Source organism: Bradyrhizobium sp. LB11.1, assembly GCF_040549385.1.
In the GTDB taxonomy this organism is placed as follows: domain Bacteria; phylum Pseudomonadota; class Alphaproteobacteria; order Rhizobiales; family Xanthobacteraceae; genus Bradyrhizobium.
Genome location: NZ_JBEPTH010000001.1, coordinates 64,641 through 84,340, shown reverse-complemented (window position 1 = coordinate 84,340; position 19,700 = coordinate 64,641). Strand labels below are relative to the sequence as shown.

Below are 19,700 nucleotides of genomic sequence, written 5' to 3'. Positions count from 1 at the left end.
CACGTCCAGGTGCCACCGGGAGGGGCTCCGGGAACCTGTGTTGGCCGCGGCCCACGCGGGTCAGCATTTGGTCGAACCGCCCCCGATTGGTGCTTGTTCTCCCAAGCCATAGCGCTAGGATTGCGCCCTTATACCAAGTCATTTTGCACGAAGGTCTTTTGAGATGAGCATCAATTCCGCGATGCCGCTTGACGCCCGTCGCAATTCCACACCTCTGAGAAAATTGCTGGCCCTTGCCATCCTGCTCGGATCGACCGGATCCGCCGCCGCGCTGACCAAGGAGGCGGCGATCGAGCACTGCCGGATGAGCGTCGGCAGGCCGATCGTGCAGGCCTGCATGCGTGCGGGCGGCGGCGCCAATCTGGAAGCGTGCCGCGCCACGGCCACTCCCAAGGTCAGGGCCTGCGTGATGGCGGCGCTCAACGCCGCCAACGGCCGCGCCAATGTCGCCGCCGAGTTGCCGAAGGAAGCGGCGCCCAAGCTCGATCCCGGCACCGCCCTGCCAAAGGACTTCGTCGCGCCGCCGCGCAATATCTCCGACATCACGGCGATTCTCGACGGCGAGAAGCCTGACGAGAAGCTGATCGCTGAGCTGAAATCGGACGCCGACGCCGTGCCGACGGGGAAGGAAGCGCGCGTGGATCTCGCGCAATTCTACTTTGACCGCGCCAACGCGCGCGCCCAGCTCGGCCGCCTCGCCGACGCCACCGCCGATGCGGACAAAGCCGTGGAGACGGGGCGCGGCGTCGCCAGCCCGAACATGATGGCGCGGATGATGCAGCTCCAGTCGTTCCAATATGCGACTGCGGGCGATCCCAAGCGCGCGTTCGAAATCATGCAGAGACTGCTGCACGAGTTTGCCGGCACGCCTACCGCCAAGGGATATCAGTTCAACGCCAATCGCTCGATGGGCGCCATCCTGATCCAGATGGGCGACATCCCGCAGGCCGAAGCCTATCTGCGCCGGAGCCTGACGGGGATCCAGGAGGCGCGCACCAGCGGACTTCCGCGCTGGCGCGCCTCCTATGCCCGGCTCGGCCAGAACTGGGAGGGCGAGATCGAGATTTCGCGCGGCCAGATCTTCGAGGCGCGGGGGCAGTTCGCCGAGGCCGAGGCTGCTTATCGCACCGCGGAGGTGCGCAAGCGCGCTGGCAACAAGGGGGTTCTGGAAGGGGACAATCCACCTGCCGAGACCCTTCTGTTGCAGGCGGTCGACAGCACGATCCTCAGTCAGGCACGCATGAAGGCACGGCAGGGCAGGCTCGCCGAAGCCGAGGTCGATGCGCGCCGGGCGCTGCTGTCGCGTCTGAAGGACACCGGCAAGTACAATCCGGTGACGCCGCGCTATGTGATGGGATTGGCCGGTATTCTGGTCGACCAGGGCCGTTACGACGAAGCCGAGCAGCTCGGCCGTGTCGCGCTCGAGATCAACAAGACGGTTGGCGTGCCCGAGGACTCGCAGTCGACCGTGCAGCTGCTCACGCAGGTCGCCGGCATCCTGAATCTGCAGCGCAAGAATGCCGAGGCCAACGACATGTTTGCGCGGATCGACAAGGCGGTCGTCAATTGGGATCCGCAGCGCCGCCAGGTCATCGAGCTCAATCCGGCGCGTATTCTCGCGCTGTACAATTCGGGCCAGCTCGACGCCGGCATCGCCGCCGCAGAGCGACTGGTCAGGAAGCAGATCGATCGGGTCGGCGAGAGCCATTTCGATGCGGCATCGGCGCGTGGCACGCTCGCGATCGGATTGATGCGCGCGCGGCGCGATGCCGACGCGATCCGGGAGTTCAAGGCTGCCATTCCGATCATGATGGCGAACGCAAACGAGAACGCCGACGACGAGAACACGACCGTCGTGGCCGCGCGCAGCCAGCGGCTTCAGACCATCGTCGAGAGCTACCTCCTGCTGCTCGCGCGGGCCGAAGGCACCGGTGACGCCGTCGGCGAGGAGACGTTCAGCCTGGCCGACGCGATCCGCGGCCACTCCGTGCAGCAGGCGCTGGCCGCCTCCAGCGCGCGTGCGGCGGCGAAGGATCCCGCGCTGGCCGAGCTTGTGCGTAAGGAGCAGGATCTCACCAAGCAGGTCAACGCCCAGCTCGGCACGCTCACCAACGTTCTCGCCATCCCCTCGGCGGAGCGCGGCGAGAAGGGCGCGCAGCAGATCCAGACCTCGATCGTCGCCTTGCGCGGTGAACGCGACAGAGCGCGCCAGGAGATCAAGCAGAAGTTTCCGATCTACGCCGATCTGGTCTCGCCGAAGCCGCCGAGCGTCGCCGAAATCCGTGCGACGCTGGCCGACAACGAGGCGATGCTGTCGTTCTATTTCGGTCAGTACGGCAGCTTCGTCTGGGCCGTGCCGAAGTCGGGGCCGGTGGCGTTTGCTGCCGTCAAGGCCAGCATCGGCGACGTCGAGACCAAGATCCGCAAACTGCGCGAGGCGCTCGAGCCGCAGGCTGCGATGATCTCGGACATTCCGCCGTTTGATCTCAAGCTTGGTTACGAGCTCTACGAGCTGTTGCTGAAGCCGGTCGAGAGTGGATGGAAGCCGGCCAGGAATTTGATCGTGGTCACGAATGGCGCGCTCGGCCTGTTGCCGCTGTCCCTGCTGCCGACGGCGCCGGCCGAGGTGGCGGCGGATGAGGACCCGCTGTTCATCGGCTACCGCAACGTGCCATGGCTGGCGCGCACCCACGCCGTGTCGACGGTGCCGTCGGCGGCCGCGTTGCGCACGCTGCGGCAGCTGCCGCCGGGCAAGCCGGGGCGCGGCGAGCTCGTGGCGTTTGGCGACCCCTATTTCAACAAGGACCAGGAGAACGAGGCGGAAGGCGCTGGCGACAAGGTGAAGGTTGCCGATGTCGGTGGCAACGTGACGCGCGGCATGCCGCTGAAGCGTCGCAACAGCCCGAAGCTCGATGGCGTCGACAGCGCCGAACTCGGTCTCTTGCCCCGCCTTCCCGATACAGCCGACGAGCTCAAATCGATCGCGCTGGCGCTGCAGGCCGATCCTTCAAAGGTGCTGTTCCTCGGCAAGAACGCGACCGAGAGCGCGGTCAAGACGATGAACCTTTCCGGATTCAAGATCCTCGCATTTGCCACGCACGGCCTTGTTCCGGGCGAGCTCAACGGTTTGACACAGCCGGCGCTCGCACTGTCATCGCCAACGGTGACGGGCGAAGGCGGCGACGGCCTCCTGACCATGGAGGAGATTCTCGGCCTCAAGCTCGACGCCGATTGGGTCATCCTGTCGGCTTGCAACACCGGTGCCGGCGCCGGTGCCGGAGCCGAGGCGGCATCGGGCCTCGGCCGCGCGTTCTTCTACGCGGGAACGCGGGCCTTGCTGGTGACGAACTGGTCGGTGCATTCGCAATCGGCGCGGCAGCTGGTGACCGACCTGTTCAAGCGGCAGGCCGACGATCCCAAATTGTCGCGGAGTGAAGCGCTGCGTCAGGCCATGATGGCCCTCGTCGATGGCCCCGGTTACCTCGACAGCGAGGGCAAGACCCAGTTCGCTTATGCGCATCCGCTGTTCTGGGCGCCTTACACGATCATTGGCGATGGCGGCGTGCGTTGAGACGGTTGAGAAAGATTGGAATGACGATGAAACGGACTTTCTTGCTTGGACTCGTGGCGGCAAATCTTTTGGCGGCCGGTTTCCTGTTTTCAGGGCCGTCGCGGGCGACACAATTGATCACGGAGGACGAGGCGAAATTGCCTCCGCCGAAGGGCGCGATTGCGGCCGACAGGCGCGGCATCCTGCGCGGTCCCAAGGTGGAGTTCGTGTCGCCGAGTGACTCGGTCGGCTCGCCGCTGCACCTGGTCTTGAAGTTCGATTCCTATGGCGGAGCCAAGATTGATCCGGGTTCGGTCAAGGTCATGTTTCTGAGGACGCCGAACGTCGATCTGACGGCACGAGTCAAACCGTTTATCCAGGCCGACGGCATCAACATGCAGGACGCCGAATTGCCGCCGGGCGATTACACCGTGCGGGTCGACATCAAGGACAGCGATGGGCGGCCGGGTACGGCCATTTTTACCCTCAAGGTCGCACCCAAGTGACGTGCCCATACTGCCAGTCCAGAGCTGCGGACGGTGCGCTGATTTGCGCATCCTGTGGGCATGACATAGCCGTTCCGGCCGGGCTGATCGCTGAACGCGACGAACTTCTGCGCAAGCGAGATGAGCTGCGCGACGAGCTGAGACGAGCGAGAGAGGAAGCCGAGGGCTTCATGCTGCGCAGGAAGTCGCGTTAGCAATGGAATGTCCGTTCTGCGCCGAGACCATCAAGGACGAAGCCATCGCGTGCAAGCACTGCTCGCGCGATTTGCGCGTCGTGCGGCCGACCCTTCTGGAGATCGAGGGCATCGTTGCCGAGCTGGACAGGCTCAGGCGAGATCTCGACCGGGTCAATGTCCGGCTCGAGCGCTACAAGAACCCGCTGCGCTATTTCGGGACGCATGCCCTTCTCTACGTCGTCATTCCGGCCGCTCTGCTGACGATCGCGCACGTTCTGATCACCATCACCTTCAACCTCTCTCCGATCCCGCTCCGGATCGCGTCGATCGTCGTCCCCCTGCTGTTCGGGTTCGCAGCCTATCCTCTGCATCGGGTCTCGGCATTGGGGGCGTTCGTGCTGGCGTTGCTGCTCGCCAGCGTCAGCATCCAGGCAATGCTGACGGTGACAGGCCTCCACGATGACGTTCCGATCCTGCCGACCGTGTGGATCGAGTGGCGCGAAGTGTTCGAATACGGTGCGAGCATCCTGCTCGCTTTCATTTCCGGAAACATCCTGGGAGTCGTGATCTTCCAGGTCTTGCCGCGCGTGCTCAGCCAGGGAGGCAAGCCGAACGCATTTGCCTTCAGGATGGCACGTCTGCTCGGGCAGCATGTCGGTGAGGAACAGCTCCGCCGCCGCGCCCGCTTGATTCAGGACCTGATGCAGACCGTCGGACCGCTGGCAGGTGTCACCGCAACGGCCGTTGGTTCGATTTATGCAGGCCTAAGGGGCTTGCTCGGATAGTGGCGGAGCGCTAGCGCCGGCGCTCGGATGTGTTGCCCTTGAGGAGCCGATGTTGCGTCCGCCCGGACTTTGCGCGCCGCCTTTGCAGCTTCCCGACAAAATCCTTCAGCGCGTCCGCCAGCGGCACTGATGCGCGATAGGCAATCCCCACCTCGCGTTTGACCTTCACATCGATCTCCCGGATGGCGATATCAGGATGGCCCTTCGCCACGCCCTCGGGGACGATGGCGATGCCGATTCCGGCCGCGACCAGCGCCATCGCCCAATCCTCCGATTGCGCGATCGCCGCGGATGGGCGCCGTTGGGTGGCGCGGCCGAAGAACGCGCTCTGCTCGCAATGGCAGCGGTCTATCATGGGCACATCGGCGAGGTCGGCGGCGCGAAGCTTGTCCTTTAGCGTCAGCGGATGCGACGGCGGCAGCGCCGCGACATAGCGCTCGCTCCAGAGTGGGACGAAATGCTCGTCATCCACAAGCATGGTCTTCGAGATGATCCTTGCATCCGCGCGCTCGTCGCTGCCGACGAGCCGGAGCGCGATGTCGCTGCGTGCCGTCAACGGCTTCAACAGTGCGATGGTCCGGGGCACGTCGAGCGTGCGCATCAGGCCGAGCGTCAGATTGGTCCTGGTGCTGGGCTTGCGGAACAGGCTGCGCGCGGCATCGGCCTCGTCGATGATGCGGCGAGCCAGTATATGAAACTGCTCGGCCGAGGCGGTCGGCGCGACGCCCTTCTTGTGCCGGATGAAGAGCGTGGTGCCGAGCTCTGCCTCGAGATTGGTGATCGCGGTCGAGATCGACGGCTGCGACACGAAGCAGGTGCGTGCGGCCGCCGTGAGGTTGCGTTCACGGTAGACGGCGGCGAAGTAGCGAAGCTCACGGATGTCCATAGTATGAACCTATAGATACTATCGGTATTCGATATTTTACCTATGGATGGGACAATGACAAGAACGCCCTGTTCACAACAGGCGAGCGTCATCCATGAAGATCCATCATCTCAACACCGGCACGATGTGTCCTATGGGCCGGCGGCTGGTGAACGGCACCGGCGGCCTGTTCCAGCGCGCCCGCATGGTCTGCCATTGCCTGCTGATGGAGACCGGTGACGGCCTCGCTCTGGTCGACACCGGCATCGGCCTCGGCGATATCGCGACGCCCGACCGGCTTGGGAAACGTTGGCTGCGGCAGACCGCGCCAAAGCTCGATCCGGCGGAGACGGCTGTGCAGCAGGTGAAGGCGCTCGGCTATTCGCCTAATGACGTGCGCCACGTGCTGCTGACGCATCTCGACCGCGACCACGCCGGCGGCGTGCCCGACTTTCCCCATGCCGCGATCCACGTCCATCGCACCGAATACGACATGGCGGTGCTGCGCAAACCCGCGCCGCCCGAAGGGCGCTATGTCGGGGAACAATGGAGCCATGGGCCGAACTGGACATTCTATGGCGAGGCCGGCGAGGACTGGTTCGGCTTCAAGGGCGTGCGCGCGCTCGGGGACCGGGAAGGGGACATCCTGATGATCCCGCTCGCCGGCCACACGCTCGGCCATTGCGGCATCGCCGTCCGTTCCGGCGATAAATGGCTGCTGCATGCCGGCGACAGCTATTTCCATCACGCCCAGCTCGACGCCTCACCGCGCGCGCCGCTGGTGCTTCGTTATTTCCAGCGCCGCGCCGACATGGACCGGCAGGCTCGTGTCGCCAACCAGGCGCGGCTCCGTGAGCTGAAGCTCGGCCACGGCGACCGCGTGACGATCATCAACAGCCATGATCCCGTGGATTACGAGAACTGCCGGTGCGCGGCACACTGGCCCGCCGGGATTGCTAGCGCGTGAAGGGGCGAAGTCAATCGTCACGCCGCAGCCGCGAGAAGCGGAAATTGCAGTGGCTCGCGCCGCCGGCCAGCGTTTGCGTGCGTTCCAGACGGATGCCACGCGTGGCATAGGCGTCGAAATCGAGCCCGCATATGTTCGGCAGGATCTCCTTGTCGCCGTGGCGGCCCGCGAATTTGCAGAAGCCGCATGCCCGGTAGTTGATGCCGAACTCAAAATTGTCATTCGGCCCCGGCGCGACGAAATCGTAGACGAAGTCCTCCGAAAATTCGGCCTGATGGCTTGCCGTGACGCTTTTTGCAGCCTGCTCACGCAGCAAGGTCTGGTTTTCCGGCGACATGAATTGATCTCCCGCGGCGAGACGCTCCGCTTCGGGTGCGGTGAGCAATTGCGCCTTGTAGGTCTCCCGCTCGATCTCGCCGATGACAGGCAGCGGCACGCTGTGCCGCCGCAGCACGCGGCTGATCGCCGTGAAGCCGATCAGGCGCATGAAGAAATCGCTCATGCGGCTCGCGGCGCCGCCGACATAGGGCAATTGGGTGAGCACGATGTCGAACTCGCCCATGACCTCGTGCCTGATCCCCTCGATATCGGTGAGTTCTGCGCGCTCGCGCAACATCGTATCGGCAAGCTCGAGCCGATGGCGCATCGCAGCCTCCATGGCATCGCGATGCTGCTCGTAGAAGGGGTGGATGATCTCAGCCATTGGACCCTCGCATCATGGGCTTATTGGAAAGTCGGTGAAGGCCTTTCATTCCGCGGCGATGGCCTCGATCTCCAGCAGCCATTTGCTGTCGACGGTCTCGGCAATCACGACCGTCAGCGCAGGCTGATGCTCCCCGAGCATCTTGCGCCGAATGGTGCGGTTGGTCACGACTTGAGTCCGGTCGGTCAGGAACGTGGTGACCTTGACCAGATGCGCGACGCCAAGGCCGGCGGCGGCGAGCACCTCCAGCACGTTGTGCCAGGCCTGCTCGCATTGCGCCTCGAAACCTTCGGGCACGATGCCGTCGGATCTCTCCGGCACCTGGCCGCTGACGAACAGCAGGCGGCGATGTTGATTCACCTCAAGTCCCAGGCTGTAGCCGCCGGCGGGAGGGTGAACCGTTGTGGGATTGTGGCTGACGATGTGGGCGAGGGGCATGGGGGCACTCCGAATTGCGGGCCGACCGTATCCGGCGGCGTCGCCGCGGCGCAAAGCATTGTTGCTGCGGTTCAGCGCAAGAAAATCTATTGCAAGGCCTCGGTCCATCGGTGTCAAACTGCGGTGCGATGACCTACACCTTGCCACCACTCAACGCGCTCCGCGCCTTCGAGGCCGCCGCGCGCCATCTCAGCTTCAAGCTGGCCGCGCATGAGCTGCACGTGACGCCCGCCGCCGTAGGACAGCAGGTGAAAGCGCTGGAGGCGCGCCTCGGCGTGCAGCTGTTCGAGCGGCTGCACAAGCAGCTCATCCTGACCGCGGCGGGGCAGGCCTATCTGCCCGGGGTGTCCGATGGCTTTCGCTGCATTGCGGAGGCGACCTCGCAATTGAAGCCGGCGGGTGCGGTGCTGCTGCAATTGGGAGTGCATGCCAGCTTCGATCTGCGCCGCCTCGATCTGGCAGCGTTTCGCGAGGCGCACGTGGAGATCGGGTTGCGCGTGTTGCAGCCCGCCGGCCTGCACGAACTGGTCGAAGGCAAGGTCGATTTGTTGATCGCCCGCAATCTCGGCCATCATCCCGGCTATCGCTGCGACCGGGTCAACGAGGGATCCGGTCTGGGCGATTGGCTGATCGCGCCCGAAGGCACTGCGGATTGTCCCGAGATCGTCAGCTTCCGCGAATGGCTACGCGCCCAGTCGGTCGAGAACCCGCGCGCAAACCGCCGTCCGCGGCTGGTCGGCGGCATCGGAAGCTGAAGCGACCGCCGCCATGTCACGTTGAAAGCATCAACCACAGCAGGGCTGCCTGGCTTTTGGAGCGCAGCAGGATTGCTTCTCCTGGAGCCATCGGTCGCGCGGCTTGCAACTCGACGGACGCGCCGAGAGATAGACCCGTATGGTTGCGCCATCGGTGTCCATGCGTTCCGCGCGATAGATTTGCATTGGCCCGACACCGTCGCTGACTTCAAAGGTCAGCTTGGCCTGCGGATCGAAGCCGACGGCTTCGTCGACCTTGCGGATGATTGCGAGGAATTTCCCGGCAGGCATATGGCCCCGGTTGTCCTCCTCGATGTCCCAGAGCTGAATGAAGGTCTCGCTCCAGCTTTCAGGATTCGCCCCGCAATCGAGGCCACGGAATAGACCGGTCTTGACTTCGGTGACGTGGTAGCTGGGCCGTACATCCCTGCCGTCGTAACTGAAGATCAGCGGCTTCACCCTGTGCGCTTCGAGGCCGGAAAGGAGCGCTTCAGCCGAGAGTTCGTCCACCGGAAGCAGGGCGCCGACGACCGAGCGGGTATTGGCAAGCGTGTCCATGGCTGCTATCCTCATTTCAATGGTTCTTGAATTGTAGGATTGTCGAAAAATGGAGGAACGTCAAGCCCGAGCCGCTTTCGCCGCGCTGTCGCAGGAGACGCGGCTGCGCATCGTTCGGCTGCTGGTCCAGGCCGGTCCTGACGGAATGGCGGCAGGGGCGATCGCCGAGGCGGTCGCGGTGTCGCCCTCCAACGTGTCTTTCCACCTGAAGGACCTCGAGCATGCGGGCATGGTCGCGCCGCGTCGCGAGGCGCGTTCGATCATCTACTCCGCAGATTTCACCGGCTTGCGCGATCTCGTCGCCTTTCTGACGAGGGATTGCTGCGCGGGCCACCCGGAAATCTGCGCGCCGGCGCTTGCCGATGCCTCCTGCGTGCTCCCCAAGGCCAGGGAGAAGGCCAGGAAGAAGGCGCGTGCATGATGCGCGACTTCGACCTGCCAAGGCGCCTCGCGGCGGAGGGCTTCGGCACCCTGCTGCTGGTCGCAACCGTCGTCGGCTCCGGCATCATGGCCGAGACGTTGACCAAAGACGTGGCGCTGGCGCTGCTTGGCAACACCCTTCCGACCGGCGCCATTCTGGTGGTGCTGATCACGATCCTCGGACCGATATCCGGCGCACATTTCAATCCGGCGGTCACGCTGGTGTTCGCGCTCAAGGGCGAACTCCGTCCGCCGCATGCCGCGCAGTACGTCACGGCGCAGATCCTCGGAGGGATCCTGGGAGCGATGGTCGCGCATGCGATGTTCGGCCTGCCGTTGCTGGAGTTGTCTGCAAAGGCAAGGACAGGATTTCCGCAGTGGTTCGCGGAGTTCGTCGCCGCATTCGGACTACTCGCAACGATCATCGGTGGTCTTCGGTTTCGTGAGACCGCAATTCCATGGCTGGTCGGGCTCTACATCACGGCCGCCTACTGGTTCACTGCGTCCACGTCTTTCGCCAATCCGGCCGTCGCCATTGCGCGATCGTTCACCGACACGTTCTCCGGCATCCGCGCGCAGGATCTGCCGGGATTCATCGTCGCCGAAGTTCTGGGCGTCATGGTCGCGGCGGCATTCATGACGTGGCTGCTGCGGGGCGCTGAAACCACGAAGGAAGCCATCCGATGACGGTTACGATCTATCACAATCCCGATTGCGGGACGTCGCGCAACGCCTTGGCAATGATCCGCCAAAGCGGGGAGGAGCCCGAGATCGTCGAATATCTCGAGAATCCTCCCTCGCGTGACACGCTGATGTCGCTGATCTCCGCCATGGGGACGACGCCCCGGGCGCTGCTCCGCGAGAAGGGCACGCCCTATGCCGCGCTCGATCTTGCCAATCCGAAATGGAGTGACGACGAACTGATCGATTTCATGATGGCGCATCCCATCCTGATCAATCGGCCGATCGTGGTCTCGCCAAAGGGCGTGAGATTGTGCCGGCCGTCCGAGGCCGTTCTTGATCTGCTCGCCGTGGCGGACATCGGCCAATTCATCAAGGAGGACGGGGAAGTGATTTCGCGGAAGACGCCGGGTGCAGGCGCCGGATGAACGGCCGCAGACAACTTTTTCGATCCGCGCTTGGCAGCGCGCAGAGCGTTTGCATGGGCCTCATTAATTGCGGGGCTTATGGTCCCAGGAAAATTACTTCGGCGGTTGAAGCCCTGGGGATTTGGCCCAATCGTCCAGATGGCTCGCGATCTCGACTTGCCGCGCCTTTTGGATGAGCGCATCCCGCTCGCGACCCGCGGGCAGGGCTGCCGCCTGCTCCTGAACCGCTTTCGACCATGCCGCCAGACGATCTTGCAGCGTGAGTTGTTGCTTGAAACGACGCCGCTTGAACATGGCGCGCTCCTTTCCTGCGAGGAAGGCGGGAGCGCAAACAGGCGTTCTCATCACCGACAGATGCCGCTTGCCGTGCGGTGATGATTGAAAACTACCACCACGCCGGAGAAGTTCCACAGCAAATGTTAGGTTCTGAGATCAAATCGCCGCGAAAATCGAAATAACCCATTGCTCTCCTGTGCTTGGACGCCGGGACCAGCGGCCGGTAATGCGATCGTCACAATCCGCTGGTCGAATTCGCAGCGAAGAATTCGACGGCAAAGGCGAGCTCGGACAAACGAACCTTGCAGTGCAGCGGCGCGATCTCGGCCGGTGTGGGCGATGTGAAGGCCTCCAAGGAGATCGGGTTTACCGTGCAGAGATCGGCGGACGGGAAACTCTCCGTCTCGGTCACGCCGTTTCAGTTTCAAGGCGTCGTGCGGGCAGGGGATCTGCACCGTCAGTTGTCCACACCCACGACACGCAGTATCGAATTGCTGATCCGACCCACTAGCCATCGACAATTTGCCAACGCGCCTCCGCGTCGCTTTGATGGCGACATGAGCACGAAATCGCGCGAGGTCATCTGGGGCGGCCGGATCATGGGCGCGGAGATTTCCGCCAAGCATGCGCGCGCAGAAGCGAAGAGAGCAGTCCGCGAGGCCGATCGCGCCGAAGCCGAAGCCTGGTCGGTGCGCATGGAAGGCTACGGTGGTCCCTCGCAGCCATCGCCGACGATCGCGCAATGCCTCAATGGCGGCATGGGCTGGCTCGAGGTCGAGTGCAACAGGTGCAAGGCGCGCGCGAGCCTGCCGCTCGATGCGATCCGTCGTCCCCGCGATACGCCGATCTGGAAGCTGGAGGCATCGCTGAAGTGCCGATCATGCCGAAAGGGACGGTCCGCACCGCCGGTCCACATGATCAAACTGACGGAAACGCGGAGCATCACGCCCTACAAATGGGTGCATCCGACCGAGGAGCGTTAGAGCCTGATCGGAGTCAGGATTGGGATTCCGACTTGAAGAGGGCCGTTCTGACGTTCTTCAGAAACTCGGCGTATTTCACGCCGCCCGCTCTGATGACCACCTGTCGCGCAACGAATTGGGCGAGCACGGTATTCAGGTCAACGCGGTCGTCCCGGGCGCGACGATGAAGGCCGAACGCATAGCGGTGATACAGTCGAACGCAGCGAAAGCGCCTTTCGACCTCGTGGCCACCGACGCTCCCCAGACCCATCCTTCGACGAGTGTCAGATCGAGCCAGCCTAGGTGTTGCGACCGCGCACTGAATGGCTCGAACGGGGAAAGCCTCTCCGGTGCGTCAGATGCTGCAAAAAGGCGGCCTGGCCGAGCATCTGGGCAACATGCCGCTCGGCCGCACCGGGTATCCAGACGATCTCGCCAAAGCCGTGCTATTCATGGCGTCCGACACATGGCGAGCGACGTCAACGGAACATCGCTACTCGTTGATGGAGGACAAACGTTGCGGTGACGTCCGTCGCGCCCGTGACGCGTGGTCTCCCAGTTGCAATGAAGCTTCGTCTTTGCAGCACTCCGACAAAGCCACCCTCCTGCACGATCAATCGGTTGGATTATTTTTGCTGCAAGGCCATGCGAACGCCGAGACCCAGGTAGATCGCACCGATGACGCGGCCTTGCCAGCGGCCGATGCCGCGATGACGGGCAAGCCAGCCGGCGACTTGCCCGGCGGCGAGAGCGATCAACGCGGTGTAGATTGCGCTCATGATCACGAAGACGAGGCCGAGAACCGCAAGCTGGGCAACGACGGAGCCTCGCTCGGGATGTACGAACTGCGGCAGAAACGCCAGGAAGAACAGCGCCGTCTTCGGGTTGAGCACTTCTGCGAGCACGGCCTGCCGAAAGGCGAGAGGCGCATCGACCAAACGCGTCCGTGTCAACCGGAGATCCTCGCGTCGCTCCATCAACGCGCGGATGCCGAGATAGATGAGATAGGCCGCACCGGCATACTTCACGAGGCTGAAGGCAAGAGCCGAAGTCATCAGGACTGCAGACAATCCGAGCGTGGCCATCGCGGTGTGCAGCAGATCTCCGGTGGCGATGCCCAGTCCGGTGGCTATTCCAACGCGATGCCCGCCAACAGACGAGCGCGCGAGCACCAAGAGGACGGCGGGACCTGGAATGAGGAAGAGACCGAGTACCACTGCAATGTAGGTCAGCAACGTGTCGAAATGGATCATGCCAAGTTCCGATTCAGCTATTGGAGACTGAGAGCCAGCCAGACCTGGCCCCTCAATTCAAGCCCTTGCTTGTCGCGGGGGACAAGAGCGATCCTTTCATCATGGCAACCTCCGTCCTGGCATGAAAAAACCCGCGACGGATTTTCTCCGTGCGGGTGTTACGATCTTTCGATGATGCCATTCTGCCAGTGTTTTGCCCGACGTGTCAAAGCGCAAAATTTCACGCGGTAGGGGGGCGAAGTGCAGCTCACCCGACCGAAAAGAGCTAGCCCAATGATTTCACTGCCCCCGCTACTGTGCATGGGGTTGTTTTTCAGGTTTTGGTTTTGAGGGCGCCTAAACGCTCGCGCTTCAGCGCCGGCCGCGCGGCGCCTCGGCCTTTGCGGGCGCTTCGGTCTGTGGTGCGCAGGTCGCGGCCGCAAGCGTTGCCTGCGCCTGCGGCATCAGGCCGGGCTCGGCGGCCAGCGCCTTCATCACGATCAGGCCGGTGGTGCTCGGGGAATCGATGATCAGGCGGTCGGCCGCTGTGACCTCTTCGTCCTCGGGCAGCTCGTCGTGCTGTGCCTGCGTCATCAGGTCGAGCTCGATCACCTTCTTGCCGGCCGAGCGGTCGTTGATGGCGTAATAGGCGATCTCGTTGCGGGTGTAGAACGACACCGACGTGTAGGCTTGGCTCACCGGCACCGCGAGCTTGATCGGCCCGCTTGCGAGATCATAGCGACAGATCGCGAGCGCAAAGGCCGGGTCCATGAACGGCATCGGCGAGGTGTTGGGATCGGCCAGCGGAAGCTGCGTTACGCTGTTGAGCTTCGTCATCGGCGTCAGCCGTGAATAGGCGTCCTGGGTCGCGATCCGCGGCAGCGCCAGCACGCTGACGAGATGGACCACGAGGCCCAGCACCACGCCGGCAACGATGGTGAACAGCAGCCGGATCATGAGCAGCCCGCCGTCGCGATCGTGGGCATCGGCGCGTCGCGCTTGGTGCGGGTGGCGACGCCGACAGGGGTGTCGTAGAGGCGGAACATCAGCGCATAGCGCTCGATGCCGCCGGTCGGCAGCCAGTTGCCGGCGCGCGAGCGCGCGGCGATGTGGATCTCGAACGAGCCGTCGGACTGGCGGATGATCTCCTGGCTGGTGAAGCCGTAGCGCTGCAGCGAGTTGGCGACGAGATGGCCCTTGCGGTCATACAGTGTCAGCGTCCAGAACCGCGCCGGCGGCGTCACGCCGGAGACGACGACATCGCAGCGGCCGTCGAGCGCCTTCTTCTTGTCGTCGGCGGTCGCGGTGAAAGCGACGCCGTCACCGGTGCCGATCGGCAGCTCGCCGTTGCGCACGATGGTGGCGCGCGAATAGGGATCGACGTCGGCGGTGCCGGTGCGCGGGCGCGCGGTCCAGGCGCCGATGGTCAGCGCTCCGATCTCGGTGCCGCGCGTCGTCGTCATCCATGTCGCCCCGACGCCGACCACGGTCGCGAGCAGCAGGGCCGTCAATGTGATCAGGATCAGCCGCACGGGATCGGATCAGTTCTTGCGCGGGGTGGGTGAGTTCGCATTGTCTTCCGCCGCATAGTTCTGCGGGAAGGCGAGCGCGCTCGTTGATGATGCCGGCTTGGCCTGCTTGCCGTCGTCGGCAGCGGCCTTGGTCGCGGTCTTGGCGGCGTCGTCGAGCAGCTTCTCGACACGGACCAGGACGTCGGCGCCGCGCTTGGTCAGCACGGGCGGCGGACCGGGCTTGGTCTCAAGAACTTTTGGTGCCGCATTCGCCTGCGCGTTGGCGACCTGCTCGCGCGGCAGCTTCTGGCCCATGCCGACGCCGGGAATTTCCCGGACCTCGACGCCCTGATGCGCGGCAACCATGATGTCGTGCCAGGTCTGCGCCGGCAGCGAGCCGCCGGTCATGCGGTTGGTCGGCGAATAGTCGTCATTGCCGTACCAGACCGCGCAGGTGAAATTGCCGGTGTAGCCGACGAACCAGGCATCGCGATACGCATTCGTCGTGCCGGTCTTGCCGGCGGTCGGAATGCCGTCGAGCGCTGCGCGGCGCGCGGTGCCTTCGCTGACGACGTGGCTCATCATACCGGCCATGTCGGCGGCGATGTTCGGCGGAATGGCCTGCTTCGGCTTCGGGCCGTCGCGGTCCCAGCGCCAGACCAGATCGCCGGCGCCGGTGCGCACCTCCAGCACCGCATGCGGCGTCACCGACTTGCCCTTGTTGGGGAAGGTCACATAGGCGACGGCGTGCTCGAGCACGGTGACCTCGTCCGAGCCGATCGGCATCGACGGCGTGTCGGGCAGGGGCGCCTTGAGGCCGAAGCGGCGGGCGACCTCGACGATCTTGGCGCGGCCGATCTTGGCAGGGTTCGGCGCCTTCGGCTGTTCCTTCTGTCCGATCGCGATCGACAGCTTGACCGGCACGACGTTGATCGAGCGCGTGATCGCCTGCGTCAGCGTCACCGCGCCGGAATAGGAATGGCCATAATTCTGCGGGCACCAATTGCCGATGCAGACCGGGCCGTCGATCACGATCGAGTTCGGCGTATAACCGTTCAAGAGCGCGGCGGTGTAGACGTAGGGCTTGAACGACGAGCCGGGCTGGCGATAGGCGTCAACCGCGCGGTTGAACTGGCTTGCGCCGTAGTCGCGACCGCCGACCATGGCGCGGATGCCGCCGTCGAGATCGGAGACGACGGTCGCGGCCTGCGTCGCATGATAGTCGCGGCCGAACTGGCGCAGCTGGTTCTCGATCGCGTCCTCGGCACCCTTCTGTACGTTCATGTCGATCGCGGTGCGGACCACGAAGACGCGCTCGGTGTAGGATTTCGGGAAGGTGTCGACCAGCTTGCGCATCTCGTCGAAGGCGTAGTCGAGATAATAGTTCGGCGAGGCCTCGTCGCGGCGGTCGACAGCGAAGGCCGGGTTGCGGCGGGCGCCGAACACCTGGCCCTCGGTCATGAAGCCGGCATCGACGAGATTGTCGAGCACGACGTTGGCGCGGGCGCGCGCGGCGGGCAGGTTGATGTGGGGCGCGTACTTTGTCGGCGCCTTGAACAGGCCGGCGAGCATCGCGGCTTCGGCCAGCGTCACGTCGCGCGCCGACTTGTTGAAGTAGAAATGCGCCGCACCGTCGACGCCGAACGTGCCGCCGCCCATATAGGCGCGGTCGAGATAGAGCTTGAGGATCTCGTTCTTGGTGAGGCGCCATTCCAGCCAGACCGCGAGGAAGGCCTCGTTGATCTTGCGCTCGATGGTGCGCTCGTTGCTCAGGAACAAATTCTTGGCGAGCTGCTGCGTGATCGAGGAGCCGCCCTGGCGGACGCCGCCGGCTTGCGCGTTGGTGACGAGAGCGCGCGCGGTGCCGGCGATGTCGATCCCGAAATGCTCGTAGAAGCGTCGGTCTTCGGTGGCGAGCGTCGCCTTGATCAGGACATCCGGAAAATCTTCCAGCGGGATCGAGTCGTTGTGCTTGATGCCGCGGCTGCCGATCGGGTTGCCGTAGCGATCGAGGAACGTCACGGCGAGGTCGGACTTCTTCAGCCAGTCCTCGTCCGCAGTCTCGCGGAAGGCGGGGATGGCGAGAATGAGCATCAGCACCATGCCGCCGAGGCCGAGCGTCGCTGCCTCCGACAGCGGCTCGATGAACACCCAGCGCTTCCACCGCCCGACATAGAAACGGTCCATGAAGGTCGAGTAGCGCTCGTAGAGTTCGCGGATGCCCTTAGCCGAGGAGAACAACGAGGAGTCGATGCGCGCATCGAGGTCCAGGAAGAAGTTCCTGATACGACTCTTCCAGTTGGATGGTGTGTTCTGGACCACCTAGAACCCTTGAGGCTCGCTTCGAAAGCGTTCAAGCACCCGGCCGGGGCGGCATCGAGACGTTTTGCGGGATTGTTGCGGCAAACCCAAGGCGCCCGTGCCGCGTCCGAGGGGACTTGCTGTTCTTCTAGCCGAGCGGGGCCTATAAACCAATGGTCAGGCTCGCAATTTTGAACAACAGGCCTAATTGAACCCCGGTTCATTACGGGCCTTGCGGGGGCGTTGCTTGCGGCTTGATCGCCATACGCCCTAGATGGCGCTGGCCCCTAGCTCTTTCGAATCGTATTGAGGCGTATGACCGCAGCTCCGAAACGACCTTCAGACCAGGATGGATTCTTCTGGAAAACCAAGAAGATGGAGGACATGTCGACGGCCGAATGGGAGAGCCTTTGCGACGGCTGCGGCCGCTGCTGCCTGAGCAAGCTCGAAGACGAGGATACCGGCGAGATCTATTTCACCGATGTCAGCTGCAAGATGCTCGATTCCTGCACCAGCGGCTGCAAAGACTACGCGAATCGCTTCGACTTTGTGCCGGACTGCGTTGTCATGACCCCCGAGAAGGTCCGCACCCTGCCTTGGCTGCCGCCGAGCTGCGGCTACAGGCTGGTCGCGCAAGGCCGCGATCTCTACTGGTGGCACCCGCTGATATCAGGCGATCCTAACACAGTGCACGAGGCCGGGGTCTCTGTGCGCGGCCGGGTCGGGGGCACAGAAGACAACGTCCCGGACGACAAGCTCGAGAACTACCTCGTGCAATGGCCGGGGCAGCTGCCGAAACGGGCTCGCCTGAAGCGCCGTCCCAAGGACTGATCGACCGGCCATTTCTCATCACTTGTTCGGGATGACTCCGGTGCGGGATGCACCCATGCGCCGCGGTGCCTGCCTGAGAAGAACTTTGCTGTCTAGATTGGCTTCATAGAACGAATCCTTCGCGGCTTTGCGCCGCAACATGCTCAATCTGACACGCACGAAATGAATCAGTTCGCACGGCAGAGCAGCCAGTCTGCCGACCTCCAGACCTTGCCCGACGATATCGCCGAGGAGCTGACCCGCCTTCCGGGCGAGGTCATCAGCCTCAGTGATGCGCCGTCCCTCGCGCCGCCGGTACCACTGTCGCAGGACGAGGTCCGCACCATCGTGCTCAGCCTGATGCTGACGATGTTCCTGGCTGCCCTCGACCAGACCATCGTCGCGACTGCGCTGCCGACCATCGGGCGCCAGTTCCACGACGTCTCGAATCTCTCCTGGGTGATCACTGCCTATCTGCTCGCCTCGACCGCGGTCGCGCCGGTGTTCGGGACGTTGAGCGACATCTACGGCCGCAAGGTCATGATCATCGTGTCGTTGAGCCTGTTCATAGCCGGCTCTGTCCTGTGCGCGATCGCGCCGAGCATGCCGATGCTGATTCTTGCGCGCGGTCTCCAGGGATTGGGGGGCGGCGGCATCATGCCTGTCGTGCAGACCGTGATCTCCGACGTCGTCTCCCCGCGCGAGCGCGGCCAGTACCAGGCCTATTTCTCCAGCGTCTGGATGGTCGGCGGCATTCTCGGCCCCGTCATCGGCGGCGTATTCGCCGAGCATCTGCACTGGTCGATGATCTTCTGGATCAATCTGCCGCTTGCAGCCGCGGCACTGGCGCTGCTGCTGCCGAAGATGAAGAAGATCCCGGTGTTCCACCGCAAGCGCAAGGTCGACTGGCTCGGCGGCGTACTGCTGATGGCGTCTGCCGTCGTCTTCATGCTGGTGCTGACCTGGGGCGGCACACGTTATCCATGGCTCTCGCCGACCGTGCTGTCGATGGTGGGTGCCGCCGTCGCGCTCGCTGTCACCTTTGTCTGGCACGCGCGCCGCTCAGACGAGCCGTTCCTGCCGTTGAAGCTGCTGACGGGATCGGTCGCGCCGTTCGCGCTGACCGCCGGCGGCTGCGGGCTCGGTGCGATCACCGGCCTCACCGTGCAACTGCCGCTCTACTACGAGTCTGTCTACCATCTCAGCGCCAGCGAAGCCGGCCTTGCGCTGATTCCGCTCGCGGCGGTCTCGACCTGTGGTGCCGCGATCGCGGGCCGCACCATGGCACGCGCCAAGCACTACAAGCGCGTCGCCATCATCGGGACCTCGTGGGCTGCGATCTGCGCGCTCGGCCTCACCGTCACCACGCTGCCGCTGTGGGGACTGTTGACTCTGATGGCCGCGTTTGCGCTCGGCCTCGGCACGACCTTCCCCGTCTGCGTGGTCTCGCTGCAGAATTCGGTGGCCCGGCCGCAGGTCGGCACCATCACCGGCGCGATGAACTTCTTCCGCTCGCTGATGTCGTCGTTCACGGTCGCCGCGTTCGCCGCCATCCTGCTCATCGCGCTCGGCGCCGATATTCCGCTGGCGGGCGAGCATCACGCCGCAGGCAGCATCCCTGCGATCCCCACTGAAGACATGCGGCACGCGTTCCGGTACGTCTTCGCGGCCGCGACAGCGCTGATGACCATCGCCGCGCTCTGCCTGATCATGATGGAGGAGCGGCCGCTGGCCGGTCCTTCCATCACGCAACCGGTCGAGATGGCGGAGTAGGGC

General features: G+C 64.1%; 21 protein-coding genes. 11 read left to right on the top strand and 10 right to left on the bottom strand.

The window, feature by feature from the left end; genetic code table 11:
• Positions 1-163 precede the first annotated feature (163 nt).
• From ABIA96_RS00360 to ABIA96_RS00350, 3 genes are all read left to right on the top strand, one after another.
• Complete coding sequence (locus tag ABIA96_RS00360; protein ID WP_354135029.1) at positions 164-3,571, top strand: CHAT domain-containing protein; 3,408 nt, start codon at positions 164-166, stop codon at positions 3,569-3,571.
• 26 nt (positions 3,572-3,597) lie between these two features.
• A complete protein-coding gene (locus tag ABIA96_RS00355; protein ID WP_354135028.1) occupies positions 3,598-4,056 on the top strand; it encodes a hypothetical protein in 459 nt (152 codons plus the stop codon).
• Positions 4,057-4,252: 196 nt separating this feature from the next.
• Positions 4,253-5,017: a hypothetical protein gene (locus tag ABIA96_RS00350; protein WP_354135027.1), complete on the top strand. Its 765-nt coding sequence runs from the start codon at positions 4,253-4,255 to the stop codon at positions 5,015-5,017.
• Between the two features lie 10 nt (positions 5,018-5,027).
• Here ABIA96_RS00350 and ABIA96_RS00345 read toward each other — a convergent pair whose 3' ends face one another.
• Positions 5,028-5,903 carry a LysR family transcriptional regulator gene (locus ABIA96_RS00345; protein ID WP_354135026.1) on the bottom strand — a complete coding sequence of 292 codons (876 nt, stop codon included), beginning with the start codon at positions 5,901-5,903 and terminating at the stop codon, positions 5,028-5,030.
• Positions 5,904-5,997: 94 nt separating this feature from the next.
• Here ABIA96_RS00345 and ABIA96_RS00340 point away from each other — a divergent pair, with 94 nt between their 5' ends.
• The gene (locus ABIA96_RS00340; protein ID WP_354135025.1) at positions 5,998-6,849 is read left to right on the top strand and encodes an MBL fold metallo-hydrolase; all 852 of its coding nucleotides are present in this window, start codon (positions 5,998-6,000) and stop codon (positions 6,847-6,849) included.
• A gap of 10 nt (positions 6,850-6,859) precedes the next feature.
• Here the strand turns inward: ABIA96_RS00340 and ABIA96_RS00335 are convergent, their stop codons facing one another.
• Together ABIA96_RS00335 and ABIA96_RS00330 are read right to left on the bottom strand one after the other, a co-directional pair.
• Complete coding sequence (locus tag ABIA96_RS00335) at positions 6,860-7,552, bottom strand: L-2-amino-thiazoline-4-carboxylic acid hydrolase (protein WP_354135024.1); 693 nt, start codon at positions 7,550-7,552, stop codon at positions 6,860-6,862.
• A gap of 45 nt (positions 7,553-7,597) precedes the next feature.
• Positions 7,598-7,990, bottom strand: coding sequence for a RidA family protein (locus ABIA96_RS00330; protein ID WP_354135023.1), 393 nt, complete (start codon positions 7,988-7,990; stop codon positions 7,598-7,600).
• Between the two features lie 128 nt (positions 7,991-8,118).
• On the opposite strand from ABIA96_RS00330, the gene ABIA96_RS00325 reads away from it, so the two are divergent.
• Positions 8,119-8,745: a LysR family transcriptional regulator gene (locus tag ABIA96_RS00325; RefSeq protein ID WP_354135022.1), complete on the top strand. Its 627-nt coding sequence runs from the start codon at positions 8,119-8,121 to the stop codon at positions 8,743-8,745.
• Between the two features lie 30 nt (positions 8,746-8,775).
• Here ABIA96_RS00325 and ABIA96_RS00320 read toward each other — a convergent pair whose 3' ends face one another.
• Positions 8,776-9,303 carry a DUF6428 family protein gene (locus ABIA96_RS00320; RefSeq protein ID WP_354135021.1) on the bottom strand — a complete coding sequence of 176 codons (528 nt, stop codon included), beginning with the start codon at positions 9,301-9,303 and terminating at the stop codon, positions 8,776-8,778.
• Between the two features lie 49 nt (positions 9,304-9,352).
• Here ABIA96_RS00320 and ABIA96_RS00315 point away from each other — a divergent pair, with 49 nt between their 5' ends.
• The 3 genes from ABIA96_RS00315 to arsC are packed head-to-tail and all read left to right on the top strand — an operon-like array spanning position 9,353 to position 10,832.
• Complete coding sequence (locus tag ABIA96_RS00315) at positions 9,353-9,724, top strand: ArsR/SmtB family transcription factor (protein ID WP_354135020.1); 372 nt, start codon at positions 9,353-9,355, stop codon at positions 9,722-9,724.
• Positions 9,721-10,410 (top strand): aquaporin, encoded by a 690-nt coding sequence (locus ABIA96_RS00310; protein ID WP_354135019.1) that lies wholly within the window; start codon positions 9,721-9,723, stop codon positions 10,408-10,410. The genes ABIA96_RS00315 and ABIA96_RS00310 overlap by 4 nt, the downstream gene beginning before the upstream one ends.
• Complete coding sequence (gene arsC / locus ABIA96_RS00305) at positions 10,407-10,832, top strand: arsenate reductase (glutaredoxin) (RefSeq protein ID WP_354135018.1); 426 nt, start codon at positions 10,407-10,409, stop codon at positions 10,830-10,832. The genes ABIA96_RS00310 and arsC overlap by 4 nt, the downstream gene beginning before the upstream one ends.
• A 93-nt stretch (positions 10,833-10,925) precedes the next feature.
• On the opposite strand, the gene ABIA96_RS00300 is transcribed toward arsC, so the two are convergent.
• Positions 10,926-11,126 (bottom strand): hypothetical protein, encoded by a 201-nt coding sequence (locus tag ABIA96_RS00300; protein WP_354135017.1) that lies wholly within the window; start codon positions 11,124-11,126, stop codon positions 10,926-10,928.
• Between the two features lie 217 nt (positions 11,127-11,343).
• Complete coding sequence (locus ABIA96_RS00295; RefSeq protein ID WP_354135016.1) at positions 11,344-11,520, bottom strand: hypothetical protein; 177 nt, start codon at positions 11,518-11,520, stop codon at positions 11,344-11,346.
• A gap of 145 nt (positions 11,521-11,665) precedes the next feature.
• Between ABIA96_RS00295 and ABIA96_RS00290 the strand changes: the two genes are divergently transcribed.
• The gene (locus tag ABIA96_RS00290) at positions 11,666-12,091 is read left to right on the top strand and encodes a hypothetical protein (protein ID WP_354135015.1); all 426 of its coding nucleotides are present in this window, start codon (positions 11,666-11,668) and stop codon (positions 12,089-12,091) included.
• A gap of 605 nt (positions 12,092-12,696) precedes the next feature.
• Here ABIA96_RS00290 and ABIA96_RS00285 read toward each other — a convergent pair.
• The 4 genes from ABIA96_RS00285 to ABIA96_RS00270 form a co-directional block, all read right to left on the bottom strand.
• Positions 12,697-13,323: a LysE family translocator gene (locus ABIA96_RS00285; protein ID WP_354135014.1), complete on the bottom strand. Its 627-nt coding sequence runs from the start codon at positions 13,321-13,323 to the stop codon at positions 12,697-12,699.
• A 351-nt stretch (positions 13,324-13,674) separates the two neighbouring features.
• Positions 13,675-14,259: a DUF1254 domain-containing protein gene (locus ABIA96_RS00280; protein ID WP_354135013.1), complete on the bottom strand. Its 585-nt coding sequence runs from the start codon at positions 14,257-14,259 to the stop codon at positions 13,675-13,677.
• Entirely contained in the window at positions 14,256-14,834 is a 579-nt protein-coding gene (locus ABIA96_RS00275) for a DUF1214 domain-containing protein (protein ID WP_354135012.1), read from the bottom strand. Before ABIA96_RS00275 ends, ABIA96_RS00280 begins: the two co-directional genes overlap by 4 nt.
• Positions 14,835-14,843: 9 nt before the next feature.
• On the bottom strand, positions 14,844-17,135 hold the full coding sequence (locus ABIA96_RS00270; RefSeq protein ID WP_354135011.1) for a transglycosylase domain-containing protein: 2,292 nt from the start codon (positions 17,133-17,135) through the stop codon (positions 14,844-14,846).
• 294 nt (positions 17,136-17,429) lie between these two features.
• Between ABIA96_RS00270 and ABIA96_RS00265 the strand changes: the two genes are divergently transcribed.
• Positions 17,430-17,945: a YcgN family cysteine cluster protein gene (locus tag ABIA96_RS00265; protein ID WP_354135010.1), complete on the top strand. Its 516-nt coding sequence runs from the start codon at positions 17,430-17,432 to the stop codon at positions 17,943-17,945.
• A gap of 162 nt (positions 17,946-18,107) precedes the next feature.
• Positions 18,108-19,697, top strand: coding sequence for an MDR family MFS transporter (locus ABIA96_RS00260; RefSeq protein ID WP_354135009.1), 1,590 nt, complete (start codon positions 18,108-18,110; stop codon positions 19,695-19,697).
• Positions 19,698-19,700: the final 3 nt, after the last annotated feature.

Coding starts and splice junctions, on each gene's coding strand:
- ABIA96_RS00360 (WP_354135029.1), top strand. CDS start 164: ATGAGCATCAATTCCGCGATGCCGCTTGACGCCCGTCGCAATTCCACA.
- ABIA96_RS00355 (WP_354135028.1), top strand. CDS start 3,598: ATGAAACGGACTTTCTTGCTTGGACTCGTGGCGGCAAATCTTTTGGCG.
- ABIA96_RS00350 (WP_354135027.1), top strand. CDS start 4,253: ATGGAATGTCCGTTCTGCGCCGAGACCATCAAGGACGAAGCCATCGCG.
- ABIA96_RS00345 (WP_354135026.1), bottom strand. CDS start 5,903: ATGGACATCCGTGAGCTTCGCTACTTCGCCGCCGTCTACCGTGAACGC.
- ABIA96_RS00340 (WP_354135025.1), top strand. CDS start 5,998: ATGAAGATCCATCATCTCAACACCGGCACGATGTGTCCTATGGGCCGG.
- ABIA96_RS00335 (WP_354135024.1), bottom strand. CDS start 7,552: ATGGCTGAGATCATCCACCCCTTCTACGAGCAGCATCGCGATGCCATG.
- ABIA96_RS00330 (WP_354135023.1), bottom strand. CDS start 7,990: ATGCCCCTCGCCCACATCGTCAGCCACAATCCCACAACGGTTCACCCT.
- ABIA96_RS00325 (WP_354135022.1), top strand. CDS start 8,119: ATGACCTACACCTTGCCACCACTCAACGCGCTCCGCGCCTTCGAGGCC.
- ABIA96_RS00320 (WP_354135021.1), bottom strand. CDS start 9,303: ATGGACACGCTTGCCAATACCCGCTCGGTCGTCGGCGCCCTGCTTCCG.
- ABIA96_RS00315 (WP_354135020.1), top strand. CDS start 9,353: ATGGAGGAACGTCAAGCCCGAGCCGCTTTCGCCGCGCTGTCGCAGGAG.
- ABIA96_RS00310 (WP_354135019.1), top strand. CDS start 9,721: ATGATGCGCGACTTCGACCTGCCAAGGCGCCTCGCGGCGGAGGGCTTC.
- arsC (WP_354135018.1), top strand. CDS start 10,407: ATGACGGTTACGATCTATCACAATCCCGATTGCGGGACGTCGCGCAAC.
- ABIA96_RS00300 (WP_354135017.1), bottom strand. CDS start 11,126: ATGTTCAAGCGGCGTCGTTTCAAGCAACAACTCACGCTGCAAGATCGT.
- ABIA96_RS00290 (WP_354135015.1), top strand. CDS start 11,666: ATGAGCACGAAATCGCGCGAGGTCATCTGGGGCGGCCGGATCATGGGC.
- ABIA96_RS00285 (WP_354135014.1), bottom strand. CDS start 13,323: ATGATCCATTTCGACACGTTGCTGACCTACATTGCAGTGGTACTCGGT.
- ABIA96_RS00280 (WP_354135013.1), bottom strand. CDS start 14,259: ATGATCCGGCTGCTGTTCACCATCGTTGCCGGCGTGGTGCTGGGCCTC.
- ABIA96_RS00265 (WP_354135010.1), top strand. CDS start 17,430: ATGACCGCAGCTCCGAAACGACCTTCAGACCAGGATGGATTCTTCTGG.
- ABIA96_RS00260 (WP_354135009.1), top strand. CDS start 18,108: ATGAATCAGTTCGCACGGCAGAGCAGCCAGTCTGCCGACCTCCAGACC.